We start from the raw sequence: 12947 nt of genomic DNA, 5'->3' as shown, positions 1-12947 counted from the left end.
TGTTTCAGCCTTGAGAGGGCCGCGTCCTAGACCGCTAGACGAAGGGAGCGTCGGCCGTCTCGATAGCCGCGATCCGGCGGGAGGGCAAGCACCCCGAAGCCGCGCGGTTAAGGCGCTGCCCGCAGCCGTAATTCGCCGGCCGGCTTCAGCGTATGCAGGCTGAAGGTGCGGATTTCGATGCCGTCCGCCGTTTCGAGGGTGACGGCGATCCGCCCGTCCGAGATCGCAGTGCCCAGCACCTTGGCCCCTTTCGGCAGCACCAGGGTCTCGGCCGCCACCGGCGGTCCGGCCTCGGGGCCCGCACTTCCCCCCGACTTGAAAATCCGATAGCCGATGACGCCGAACACGGCGGCCACCGCGACCAGCGTGGTGACGCCGGCAATCAGCATCATCCGCCGCACCCGCGCGACCACCAGCGCGGCCTCGGGATCCAGCGGCGGCGTTTCAGGTTCATTCACGCTCATGACGGATGCGGCGCCTTCTTCCGAGCAAGTCACAGTCGCGGCCGAGGACACCGGCGCGCGGCTCGACCGCCTGCTCGCGACGCGGATCCCGGCGCTGTCGCGCTCGCGCCTGAAGGCGCTGATCCTCGCCGGCGAAGTAACGATCGGCGGCCGCACGATCCGCGATCCCGGCCACCGGGTCAATTCCGGCGACGCCATCACGGTGAATGTGCCGCCGCCCGAAGACGCCGAGCCGCAGGGTGAGGACATCCCGCTCGCCATCGTCCACGAGGACGACGACATCATCGTCATCGACAAGCCGCGCGGCCTCGTGGTGCATCCCGCCGCCGGACACCCGACCGGCACGCTGGTCAACGCGCTGATCGCCCATTGCGGCGACAGCCTCTCCGGCATCGGCGGCGTCAAACGCCCCGGCATCGTGCACCGTCTCGACAAGGACACCACCGGCCTCCTCGTCGCCGCCAAGAACGATCACGCTCACAAATCCCTCGCCGCGCAGTTCGCCGATCACGGCCGCACCGGCGAGATGCGGCGCGGTTACCTTGCCTTGGTCTGGGGCGCACCGGACCGGCCACGCGGCACCATCGACGCCCCGCTCGACCGTCATCCGCACAACCGCGAGAAGCAGGCGGTGCGGCCGGGGGGCCGCGAGGCGGTGACCCACTGGGAGGTGGTGGAGCGTTTTGCCGCGCCGGACGGCAAAGGAAAGATCGTGCCGGTTGCGAGCCTGCTGGCCTGCCAGCTCGAGACGGGGCGCACCCACCAGATCCGGGTGCATTTGGCCCATATCGGCCATCCCCTCATCGGGGACGACACTTACGGACCGGGATTCAAGACCAAAACCAGCCGGCTGACGCCGGACGCCCAGGCTGCGGTGGAGGGTCTTGGCAGACAGGCCCTCCATGCCTATCTCCTGATCATCGAACACCCCACCTCGGCCGACATCCTCGAATTCCGCTCGGAGCTGCCCTCCGACCTCGCCCGCCTGCGCCAGTCCCTGGCCCAGATGTCGCAGGTCGCGGCAGTCAAACGCTAATAAAAACAACGCTTTATCCGAGCGTCGTGGCAATCCTCCCGGCCCAGTCACGCCGCTGTGTCTTTTTTTCGCCCGGCTTGTTCGATAAGTTTGCAGTGCGATCAGGCTTCGCGGTCGCACAAAACGCCGTCGGCTCGGGGAGCGGCGGCGATCTCAAGCCCGCCGATATTCGGGGGCATTTGTATAGGAGGGCGCTTCCATGGCCCGTTCCGCTACTCTGCCGCTAATCAAGACCGACGCCGGTCTCAGCCATTATCTCGATGAAATTCGCCGGTTCCCGATGCTGGAACCGCAGGAAGAATACATGCTGGCCAAGCGCTGGCGCGAGCACGGCGACCGTGACGCCGCGCACCGGCTCGTCACTAGCCATCTGCGTCTCGTCGCGAAGATCGCGATGGGCTATCGCGGCTATGGCCTGCCGATCTCCGAGGTCGTCTCGGAAGGCAATGTCGGCCTGATGCAGGCGGTGAAGCGCTTCGAGCCCGAAAAGGGCTTCCGGCTCGCGACCTACGCGATCTGGTGGATCCGCGCCGCGATCCAGGAATACATCCTGCGCTCGTGGTCGCTGGTGAAGATGGGCACCACCGCGAACCAGAAGAAGCTGTTCTTCAACCTGCGCAAGGCCAAGAGCAAGATCAACGCGCTGGAAGAAGGCGACCTGCATCCCGACCAGGTCAAGACCATCGCCAAGCGTCTCGGCGTGACGGAGAAGGACGTTGTCGACATGAATCGCCGCCTCGGCGGCGATGCCTCGCTCAACGCGCCGATCCGTGACGATGGCGACTCTGGCGAATGGATGGACTGGCTCGAGGACCAGAGCCCGAGCCAGGAGCGCATCCTTGCCGACAGCGAGGAGAGCGACAACCGTCACAAGGCGCTGATGCAGGCGCTCGGCGTGCTCAACGAGCGCGAGCGGCGCATCTTCGAGGCGCGCCGCCTCGCCGACGATCCGATCACGCTCGAGCAACTCGCCGAAGAGTTCGGCGTGTCGCGTGAGCGCGTGCGCCAGATCGAGGTCCGTGCCTTCGAAAAGGTGCAGGACGCCGTGAAGGCGGGCATCGCAAAAATCGAAACGCCGGCGGAAGCCGGCGTTGCCGCTCTTCAGTAACGCCGCATCGGCATACCGAAACGAACTTGCCCCGGCTTTGATGTCATCAAAGCCGGGGTTTGATTTTTATCATATCGTCAGCAGGTCCTTCGCTTGGCCCAGACCCAGCCGCCGAGGTCGTCATAGACCTTGTAGCGGATGGTGGTGCAAGCCGGCGTGTGGAACGTGCGCGGCTGGCTGGCGTAGCGCCAGGAGTTGCCGCCGTAGCCATAGCGCGTGCCGTAGTAGCCGGTGCCGTAATAGGTCGTCCGGTAACCCGTGCCGTAATAAGGCGATGAGTACGAGCGGTAGGAACGGTAATAGGGGCGCTCGTAGCCATCGTAATAACGCTTCGTCGTGTAACGTGTCCCGTAATAAGGCCGCGAATAATACGGACGATCGTAACTGCGATAGCGATAACCGTCGCCGTAATAGCGTGTCGAATAGCCGGCGCTGTAGTAGCTGCCGCTATTATAGTAAGGCCGCTCGTAGTCTCGATAGATTTTCCGGTAGCGCACGACGCGGCGATAGCAGCAGTCGGACGAGCCGTAGCGATGGCGAGGCCGGTAGCGGTAGCCGTCGTCATAACGATAACTGTCGCCGTAGCGATAGCCGTCGTTGACGTAGCCGCCCTCGTAGCGCACCGGCGCGCCGTCATAGTAGCGGTTGTAGTAATAGTCGCCCGCTGCCGCGGAGCGTGGCAACACGAGAGCCGTCGCAGCGATGAGCATCAGAAAAACGTAAGGCACAACGCGGTGCATAATCGCCTCCACGTTAAAAGACGGACCGGGACTTGCGCCGTCCGCACACGCCTCAATGATTAAAATTTTAGAGAAGGCCAAACGCCTTGCCTAGCCGCGAACGGCAGAACGGCATGAGACTTGGGGCAGCTTGCCTGACGCAATAACCGGGCGGCTTATTCACCCCAGGCGCGGAAGGCTTCTTCGAAGGCGCGTTCGCCCGGCTGTCCCTTTTCGACAGCCAGGATGGCGCGCTTGCCGCTCGTGTAGACGATCGGCACGTCGAACCAGTCGCGGTCCTTGAGCAACTGGATATTGCGCTGGCGGTCGACCTCGACCGAAGACAATCCGACCAGGAAAAATCCGTTGGTGACCTTCACGGCAAGCCCGGCCAGCGGCACGCCGCGGGTCTGCTCGTTCTGCTTCATCAGCACGCCGGGCACGTTGTTGATCGCGCCTTCGGGGAAATCGGCCGGCAGCGTGAACATGATCTCGATGGTGTGGCTCGCCGGCAGCGCCTTGTCGGTGTTCCGGCGCAGCGACCACACCATGCGCATGTGCCGTTCCGGAATATCGACTTCGGCCTTGATGACGAGTTCCGGCGCGAGGCCTGGCCCCGGCGACACCGTCTCGGTCTTCCAGATCGCCGAGCCGACGAAGCGCTTGCCCTGCGGATTGCTGGAATCTTCTTCGTACAGCACGACCTTCTGCGCGACGGCGGCCGCCGGCGCGGTCGCGGACTGCGACGGCCTGCTGTCGGAACCGACGCGGTCGGCGATCTTCGATTGTCCCTGCGGCTTCGCGGCCTCGGTTGGCGCTTGCGTCTTCGCCGGCGTCTGCGTCTTGGTCATCATCGACGAGGCCAGCGACATGATCTGATCGCGCTGCCAGTAACCGGCGGCGGCGACCGCGCCGAGCACCACCAGAATGACGAGCGCGCGGATCAGGCCGCGATAGGAACGTTTCGGACCTTCAAAGTCCTCGCCGCGCCCATGCCGCGGCGGCGGCGGTTGCCAGCCTTCGCTGGCGGACACCGCCGGTCCGCCTTCCGGCTCCGGGGTCGTGCGACCGGCGTCGAAAATTTCCGGCGGCGCTTCCGCCGGCGTATCCGGCGCCGGAGCGGGCGGTGCGGGCGGATCGCGATCCGGCGCGCGGTCGTAGAACTCGCGCGCGGCGCGCGAGGCCTTGGCCGATGCGTCGCCCAGCCCCTCGGCTTCGGCAACCACGTCGCGGAAACCCTTGAGGCCCTGATCGGTCAGCGAGGGGCGCTCGTCCTCCACTGTTGTGGACCCGGCATGATCGTCCTCGTCGAAACCCGGCGGCGGCGGCGGCACCTCGTCGACGCGGGGCTTGCGCGCGGCGTCGGATTCCACCCGGCGGATCGCTTCCTCCAGCGCCAGCCGCTCGCGCGTGATGTCCGCCTCGTCGAGTGGCGGATCCATGCCGCGCAATTGCGCGACCAGCGCGGAACGCGCGCGCTCATAGAGGGCGCGGCGGTTCTCGGCGGTGTTGCGCTCGAGCCCGCCGACGGCGCGCGTGACCAGTGGAAGATAATCAGCCATCGATTCTCACGAATTCAAACCTACCCGGTTCTGCGCTCAACTCTCGAACGGATTCTTCATCAGGATCGTGTCTTCGCGCTCCGGGCTCGTCGACAGCAGCGCCACCGTGCAGCCGACCAGTTCCTCTACCCGGCGCACATATTTGATGGCCTGGGCCGGAAGCTGCGCCCAGGACCGGGCCTTCGCGGTCTGATCTTTCCAGCCTTCGATCGTCTCGTAAACCGGTTCCACGCGCGACTGCGCCTGTTCGCCGGCCGGCAGATAATCGATCTCGCGCCCGTCGAGCTTGTAGGCGACGCAGACCTTGACCTCGTCGAAGCCGTCGAGGATATCGAGCTTGGTCAGCGCCAGCCCATCGACGCCGCTGGTCTTCACCGTCTGACGCACCAGCACCGCGTCGAACCAGCCGCAGCGCCGCGCCCGGCCGGTGACGGTTCCGAACTCGTGGCCGCGCTCGCCGATCTTGCGGCCGATCTCGTTCAGCTGCTCGGTCGGGAACGGACCCTCGCCCACCCGCGTCGTGTAGGCCTTGCAGATGCCGAGCACGTAATCGATCGCGCTGGGGCCGAGGCCGGAACCGGTCGCCGCCTGCGCCGCCACCGTGTTCGACGACGTCACATAAGGATATGTGCCGTGATCGATATCGAGCAACGCACCTTGCGCGCCTTCGAACAGGATGCGTTTGCCCTCGCGGCGGCGATGGTCGAGCAGCGACCATACCGAATCCATGAAAGGCAGAATCTTTGGCGCCAGTGCGGCGAGATCGTCGTAAATCGCGCGCGGCGCGATCTCCTCGAGCCCGTTGCCGCGGCGCAGCGCGTTGTGGTGCGCGAGCAGCCGCTCGATCTTGGCGCCGAGCGACGGCAGGTCCGCGAGGTCCATGAAACGGATGGCGCGGCGGCCGACCTTGTCCTCATAGGCCGGGCCGATGCCACGCTTGGTGGTCCCGATCTTGCCGCCGCCCGCGCCGTCCTCGCGCATCGCATCGAGCTCGCGATGCAGCGGCAGGATCAGAATGGCGTTTTCGGCGACGCGCAGGTTATCCGGCGTGACGCGGACGCCCTGCTTTTCGAGCTGGGCGATCTCATCGACCAGCGCATGCGGATCGACCACGACGCCGTTGCCGATCACCGACAGCTTGCCGGGGCGCACTACGCCGGACGGCAGCAGGGACAGCTTGTAGGTGACGCCGTCGATGACGAGCGTGTGGCCGGCATTGTGCCCGCCCTGAAAACGGACGATGACGTCCGCCTGTTCCGACAGCCAGTCGACGATCTTGCCCTTGCCCTCGTCGCCCCACTGGGAACCGACAACCACCACATTCGCCATTCAGGATCCTTGCCCGTTGAGCCTGTCGCGTTTGTGGGGTTCGCAGACCCGCAACTCCGGACAAGACCGCCTTCGGATAAAGGATGAACCCCCCTGAGGCAAGGCGAGCGGGCAGGGTTTTTCCCCTGCCCGGCCATGTTAAATGACTGATCTGTAATGTTTTTCAGACGCACGCGGCGGCAGGCGGCCTCAATACCTCAGCCGGGCGAACAGCCGCAGGCTCGCGCCCGGCATCAGCACCTGATCCTTCGAATAAGAGGCCGCGTTGCGGATATCGTCGTTCAGCAGGTTGGTGCCGACGACGCCGAGCGACAATTCGCTCGGCTCGTTGACGGCCGGCTGCGCCTTCTTCCAAGTGTAGCTCAGTTCCGCGCGCAGGTTATTGTAACCCGGCGTCGCGGTTTCGGCCGCGGATACGTCGTTCTGTGCCCAGGCGTGCAGCAGATTGACCTTGGCCAGCCAGTTGGCGTCGCGCCAGTAGACGCCGCCGCCGAGCCGCATCGGCGGAATGCGCGGCACGTTGCTGCCGTCGGTGAAGGTGGCGCGCACCATGTCGAACTGGTTCTCGACGCCGAACCAGCCGCCGCCGATCGCCAGCAGATCCCACTGGCTCTGGAACTCGATGCCGCGGAAGGTCGCGTCGGCCTGCGAATAAACCGCCTCGTTGAGTTCGGCTGCACCCGCGCCGCACACCCCGTCCTCATCGCACATATTGCCGGTGAGCCGGCGATAGATGAAGCCGTTGAAGCGGGTGACGTAGCCCGTCAGTTCGAAGCGGAACGGGCCGGTCGCGCGCCGCAATCCGAGTTCGAGCGACTGCGCCGACTCGATGCCCAGATTGACGTTGCCCTTGTCGAAAGTGCCGGTCGCGTCGTGCACGCCGCCGGAGTAAAGCTCGGCCGGCTTCGGCGCGCGCTCGACATATTGTCCGGTAATGCTGGCCGCGAGATCCCACGGCAGGTTTCGAATCACGCCGGCGCTGACGCTGACCGGCGTGAAGCTGCGCGACGCCGATGCTGTGGTGATATTGCCGGCCGGATCGATATCGCGCCCCATGCCCGACAAGTCGACATGCTCGATGCGCGCGGCAAGCTGCGCCTTGGTCACGTCGTTGAACTTGAATTCGTTGAAGATGTAGCCGGCGGCGCGCCAGTTACGGTTTGGGTCCCAAAGGCCGGGACCGTCCGGGCTCGGCGCGGTCAGTTCCTGGTGGCCGCCGCTGACGCCGATCGCGGTGGTCAGTGCGGCAAAGCGCAGATCGAACGGCGAGAGTTGCACCTCGACACGGCCTTCCTGCTCCTTGTTGGTGAAGGTCTGGTGGATCGTGTCGCTCGCCGGATCGGCGGGGTCTTCGAGCCCAACCTCATTGTGCCTGTAGTCGGTGACGCCAAGCCAGAACCGCACCGCATCCACGCCCGACGTCGGTGCCCGCCACTCGCCCTTCGACAACAATTTGGTCTGCTTCGCATCGATGCGGGTGTTGCCGTTCTCCGCTTCGATGGTCGGGATGTGGTAGAGCGCGTTGTTCTGCATCACCGCGACGCCCAGAAAGCCGCCGTCGAAGATGTAGGAGCCGCCGAGCGACTGGCCGTTGGTGCGGTAGGACGAGTTCGGCTGTTTGCCGTTGAAGTTTCCGGGCTGCGTCGCGTTGGCGAACTCCGCCGGGTCGGGCGCGGTGAGATAGGGATAATGCGGCACGCGATAATCGCCCGCGCTGCGGCCGAAGGCGTCGGCATGCACGGCAAAATTCCCGGCGCCGGCGTCGAGCAGCACCGCGCCGTCGAGGCCGCGGTCGGCGCTCGACGCGCCGCCCCGGACTTCCGCCGAGATGCCGCGCTTGGGGATTTCCGTCGGCACGCGGTTGTTGGAGACATCGACGACGCCGCCGATCGCCTGGGTGCCGAACCGCAGCGTCGCCGGCCCGCGAATGACCTCGACCCGCTCGGCGGTGAGCGGATCGACCGGCACGAAATGATCCTCGCCGAGGTCGGACGCGCCGTTGGCGCCGATGCCGCCCTCCTGCATGCGCACGCGATTGACGTCGAGACCGCGAATGATCGGCCGGCTCGAGGCGCCGGGCGCGAAGCCGGAGCCCGCGATGCCCAGCTTGTCGTTGAGAAGGTCGCCGAGGGTCGCCGCACCGTTGCGGCGCAATTCCTCGTTCGGCACCACCGTGACGGTCGCGAACTGGTCGGTGACGACCGGCAGCGTGCCTTGCAGCGGCGGGAAGGTCTCGGTGGCAGGCGATCCGCCATCGGGGGAGCGCCCCGACAGGATCGGGCTCGGCGCGGTGATGACCACCTCTGGCAGCGCGATCTGCGCGCCTGCTCCGTTTGCACCACTGGCAATCACGGCCAGCGCCGCCAGCACGACCCAGCCAATCTCACGCCACCGCATCGCCGTCTCCTTTGTAGTTATGTTATAACATAACATTCAAAGCGGCGGCGATGTCAACCGGCGCAGCGGGCTCGCGCGCGACGCGGTGTGAACAAACGCAAAAGCGGCCCGGTTGCCCGGACCGCCTTGTCACGACATGAAAGACGCGGTCAGAACCGCAGCGCCTTGGCCTGCTGGACCTGCGGCAGCGCCCGCACCTTGGCGAGCAGATCGGCCGACATCTCGCCGTCGATCGCGATCAGCGCGATGGCGTCGCCGCCCGGCTTCTCGCGGCCGACATGGAAGGTCGCGATGTTGATGCCGGCGTCGCCCATGGTGCCGGAGAACTTGCCGATGAAGCCCGGCTTGTCGAGGTTGGTGATGTAGACCATCGAAGGCTCGAACTCCGCGTCCATGCGGATGCCCTTGATGTTGACGATGCGCGGCCGGCCATCGGCGAACACCGTGCCCGACACCGAGCGCGACTGCCGCTCGGTCGTCACTGTGATACGGATCAGGCTTTCGTAGTCGCAGTCCCCTGCCCGCACCGTCTCGTCGACCACGATGCCGCGTTCCTTGGCGATCACCGGCGCCGACACTACGTTGATGTCCTGCAGCATCGGCCGCAACAGGCCGGCGAGCGCGGCGGAGGTCAGGGCGCGCGTCTTCATCTGCGCCACCTCGCCCTCGTAGGCAATTTCGATTTTCTCAAGTCCCGTCTCGGTCAGCTGGCCGGCGAACGAGCCGAGCTTCTCCGCGAGCGTGATGAAGGGCTTGAGCTTCGGCGCTTCTTCCGCCGTGATCGACGGGAAGTTGACCGCGTTGGAAATCGCGCCGCGCAGCAAGTATTCCGACATCTGCTCGGCGATCTGCAGCGCGACGTTTTCCTGCGCTTCCGTGGTGGACGCGCCGAGATGCGGCGTGCACACGACATTGGGATGGCCGAACAGAACGTTCACCGTCGCCGGCTCGGTCGAGAACACGTCGAGCGCGGCGCCCGCCACCTTGCCGGCATCGAGTGCGGCACGCAGCGCCTGTTCGTCGACGAGGCCGCCGCGCGCGCAGTTCACGATGCGCACACCCTTCTTCATTTTCTCGATCGCCTTGGCGTCGACGATGTTGCGGGTCTTGTCGGTCAGCGGGGTGTGCAGCGTGATGAAATCGGCGCGCTGGAACAGCTCGTCCAGCTCGACCTTCTCGACGCCGATATCGATGGCGCGCTCCGGCGACAGGAAGGGATCGAACGCGATCACCTTCATCTTCAGTCCCTGCGCGCGATCCGCGACGATGGAACCGATATTGCCGCAGCCGATAACGCCGAGCGTCTTGCCGGTGATCTCGACGCCCATGAAGCGGTTCTTCTCCCACTTGCCGGCCTGGGTTGAGATGTCGGCCTGCGGGATCTGGCGCGCCAGCGCCAGCATCAGCGTGACGGCGTGCTCGGCGGTGGTGATCGAATTGCCGAACGGTGTGTTCATCACGATGACACCCTTCGCCGTCGCCGCCGGAATATCGACGTTGTCGACGCCAATGCCGGCGCGGCCGATCACCTTCAGGTTGGCCGCCTTTTCCAGAATCTTCGGCGACACCTTGGTGGCCGAGCGAATCGCGAGGCCGTCATAGTTGCCGATGATTTCGGCGAGCTTGTCCTTGTCCTTGCCAAGTGCCGGCTGGAAATCGACCTCGATGCCGCGATCCTTGAAGATCTGCACGGCGGCGGGAGACAGGGCGTCGGAGATGAGAACTTTGGGTGCCATTGGATTTATCCAGTCATCTTTGGTTTTTCGCCGTCATCGTTCGCGAAGGCGGACGATCCAGTAGCCACTGACGTTGGAGAGAAACAAAGCGCCTGCGGTTACTGGATGCCCGCCTGCGCGGGCATGACGGTAACGGTTAAGCAGCCTTGGCGAGCGAGGCCTTGGCCTCGGCGAAGGCCCAGTCGAGCCACGGCGTCAGCGCCTCGACATCGCCCTTTTCGACCGTGCAACCGCACCAGATGCGCAAGGATGCCGGCGCATCGCGGTGGTTGGCGATCTCGTAGGCCGCGCCTTCCTTGTCGAGCAACTGCTCCATCTTCTTGACGAAGGCGATCTGCTGATCGGCCGGAAGCCGCGCGAGGTCGGCGTCGACGAGCTTCAGGCACACCGAGGTGTTGGAGGCCGCCGCCGGATTGGCCGACAGATTCTCGATCCACGGCGTCCTGGCGACCCAGTCGGTGAGCACCTTGGCGTTGGCGTCGGCGCGCGCCTGCAATTTGGCAAGCCCGCCGATCGACTGCGCCCATTCCAAGGCGTCGATATAATCCTCGACGCACAGCATCGACGGCGTGTTGATCGTCTCGCCGATGAAGATGCCCTCGTTGATCTTGCCGCCCTTGGTCATGCGGAAGATCTTCGGCAGCGGCCAGGCCGGCTTGTAGGTATCGAGTCGCTCCACCGCGCGGGGCGACAGGATCAGCATGCCGTGCGCGGCTTCGCCGCCCATCGCCTTCTGCCAGGAGAAGGTCACGACATCGAGCTTCGGAAAATCGAGCTTCTGCGCGAAGGCGGCCGAGGTCGCATCGCAGATGGTGAGCCCCTTGCGGTCGGCCGCGATCCAGTCGGCGTTCGGCACGCGCACGCCGGAGGTGGTGCCGTTCCAGGTGAACACCACGTCGGTGTCGCAATCGACCTTCGACAGATCGGGCAATTCGCCATAGGGCGACTTCAGAACGGTGACGTCCTTCAGCTTGAGCTGCTTCTCGACGTCGGTGACCCAGCCTTCGCCGAAACTTTCCCAGGCGAGCATGGTGACGGGACGCGCGCCCAAGAGCGACCACATCGCCATTTCGACGGCGCCGGTGTCGGAGGCCGGCACGATGCCGATGCGATAGTCCGCCGGAACGCCGAGAATCTCGCGCGTGAGGTCGATGGCGCGCTTGAGCTTCGCCTTGCCGACCTTGGCGCGGTGCGAGCGGCCGAGCGGTGCGTCTTTGAGATTTTGGAGATTCCAGCCGGGGCGCTTGGCGCAGGGGCCGGATGAAAAGTGCGGAACGGCCGGCCGCACGCCGGGCTTTGCAGTCGTCATGTTGTCTCTATCCTTCCAGATAGGCGCCCCTCGGTGGGGAGGGGTGTCCCACCCCCGACGTACCAAAGCCCGCTAAAAACCGCAACAAATACTGTGTGGTGCTTGTAGTTGCGTGCAGCTCCTGTCCGGAACATGCAGGGGACACCGGGAAAAAACGACACACCAGTGACACACGAAACCAAAAATGGTTCTACTTATGTTCTCTTCGGTTACATTGAAGTGAAAAGGACGGTGCATTATGTTCTCGGTCACAGGAGCAAAAATTATGACCGGGCGGCACTTCCTGATCTTGGCCGGACTGTTCGTGGCATGGCTCGCGTTCGAGAACGCCACCAATCGCCCTAAATCCGTTGACCTCACCAAGTTCACAGCTAGCGAACTCAGTGAGTTAGTCAATCAGAGCACGGATGAGGCCCGCAGGGATCATTACGCCGGCAGGCGTTAGGGCTGCCTGCCGTTGGCTCTCCACCCGCGGTTTTTCTTGCGGCTTTGCGGTTCGAGGTTCGACCGGACAGTTTTCCCACCTCGGTCTAAAGACTCGATGTGCCCCGCGTCTCGGGGGTCACCCTTTTTCAGGCCCAGCATCCTGCGGCCCTTGTTCTGCTCGCCGCGCCGCCTGATCATTTCCGGTCGGCTGTTGTAGCCCCGGTCCATCTTCCGGATCTGTTCCGGGGTCCGATGTGAACTCGGATCGCGCACGCCTTCGGGTTTTTTGTAGTTTGCCACTGAACTTCTCCAAATACCGCACTGCGGCTAAAAGTTTCTCGGTGTCATCGTCGAAGTAGCCTATACCGAGGTTACATTTACGGCACAGTATCCCCCTAACGATCCCTGTCGTGTGGCAGTGGTCGATATGCCAACCCCGGAAGCCTGCTTCCGAACTGCCGCAAGATGCACAGCGCTCGCCCTGGCGCTGGAACATCGCTTCATATTCCTCCCTAGTGATCCCGTATCGCCATTTTCGGTAATCAAATAAAACTTTTTTCGGGTCGGATGCCCGCCGCTGCCTGGCTCTAAGGCGAGACTTTTCCTTACCACCGTTTCGTAGATAGTTGCGTCGATTGTGGGCCTTAACTCGTTCTGGATTTTGTTCTCTTGACTGGTGCCTTTGCTCCTTTATGCGGTCAGCGTGGTTTTTCACGTACCGCTTTTGTATATCGCGAACGCGCCCTCTGTTGTTCTCCTGCCACTTGCGAACTGCTGCTCTATGGACCTCAGGGTTGCGCTCCCGCCAACGCTTCGACGCCTCGTTTTTTCTCCTACGCCGTGCTTCTTCGGTTGTCATCG

10 protein-coding genes and 1 pseudogene are annotated in these 12947 nt (G+C 64.4%); 2 read left to right on the top strand and 9 right to left on the bottom strand.

The annotated features are described in order from the left end of the window. Positions 1-107: 107 nt before the first annotated feature. Complete coding sequence (locus tag AB7F10_RS15495) at positions 108-464, bottom strand: hypothetical protein (RefSeq protein WP_428561616.1); 357 nt, start codon at positions 462-464, stop codon at positions 108-110. Between AB7F10_RS15495 and AB7F10_RS15490 the strand changes: the two genes are divergently transcribed. Beyond that, positions 463-1500, top strand: a complete 1038-nt coding sequence (locus AB7F10_RS15490) for an RluA family pseudouridine synthase (protein WP_428561619.1) — start codon at positions 463-465, stop codon at positions 1498-1500. The genes AB7F10_RS15495 and AB7F10_RS15490 overlap by 2 nt on opposite strands. A gap of 199 nt (positions 1501-1699) precedes the next feature. Beyond that, positions 1700-2608 (top strand): RNA polymerase sigma factor RpoH, encoded by a 909-nt coding sequence (gene rpoH / locus AB7F10_RS15485; protein ID WP_428561622.1) that lies wholly within the window; start codon positions 1700-1702, stop codon positions 2606-2608. Positions 2609-2685: 77 nt separating this feature from the next. Here the strand turns inward: rpoH and AB7F10_RS15480 are convergent, their stop codons facing one another. The 8 genes and pseudogenes from AB7F10_RS15480 to AB7F10_RS15445 form a co-directional block, all read right to left on the bottom strand. Then, positions 2686-3348 (bottom strand): hypothetical protein, encoded by a 663-nt coding sequence (locus AB7F10_RS15480; RefSeq protein WP_428561625.1) that lies wholly within the window; start codon positions 3346-3348, stop codon positions 2686-2688. Positions 3349-3503: 155 nt separating this feature from the next. Beyond that, positions 3504-4889 carry a hypothetical protein gene (locus AB7F10_RS15475; RefSeq protein WP_428561628.1) on the bottom strand — a complete coding sequence of 462 codons (1386 nt, stop codon included), beginning with the start codon at positions 4887-4889 and terminating at the stop codon, positions 3504-3506. A gap of 36 nt (positions 4890-4925) precedes the next feature. Further along, the gene (locus AB7F10_RS15470; RefSeq protein ID WP_428561631.1) at positions 4926-6218 is read right to left on the bottom strand and encodes an adenylosuccinate synthase; all 1293 of its coding nucleotides are present in this window, start codon (positions 6216-6218) and stop codon (positions 4926-4928) included. 189 nt (positions 6219-6407) lie between these two features. After that, complete coding sequence (locus AB7F10_RS15465; protein WP_428561633.1) at positions 6408-8615, bottom strand: TonB-dependent receptor; 2208 nt, start codon at positions 8613-8615, stop codon at positions 6408-6410. A 149-nt stretch (positions 8616-8764) separates the two neighbouring features. Further along, positions 8765-10351 (bottom strand): phosphoglycerate dehydrogenase, encoded by a 1587-nt coding sequence (gene serA, locus AB7F10_RS15460; RefSeq protein ID WP_428561636.1) that lies wholly within the window; start codon positions 10349-10351, stop codon positions 8765-8767. Positions 10352-10487: 136 nt separating this feature from the next. Continuing rightward, positions 10488-11660 (bottom strand): phosphoserine transaminase, encoded by a 1173-nt coding sequence (locus tag AB7F10_RS15455; RefSeq protein ID WP_428561639.1) that lies wholly within the window; start codon positions 11658-11660, stop codon positions 10488-10490. 441 nt (positions 11661-12101) lie between these two features. Next, positions 12102-12386 (bottom strand): hypothetical protein, encoded by a 285-nt coding sequence (locus AB7F10_RS15450; RefSeq protein ID WP_428562483.1) that lies wholly within the window; start codon positions 12384-12386, stop codon positions 12102-12104. A gap of 16 nt (positions 12387-12402) precedes the next feature. Then, positions 12403-12945: pseudogene (locus AB7F10_RS15445) on the bottom strand (endonuclease domain-containing protein); the annotation flags it as partial. Between the last annotated feature and the right edge of the window lie 2 nt (positions 12946-12947).

It is taken from the genome of Pseudolabrys sp. (assembly GCF_050250095.1).
Taxonomy (GTDB): Bacteria; Pseudomonadota; Alphaproteobacteria; order Rhizobiales; family Xanthobacteraceae; genus Pseudolabrys.
This window is presented reverse-complemented; position numbering and strand designations above follow the sequence as displayed.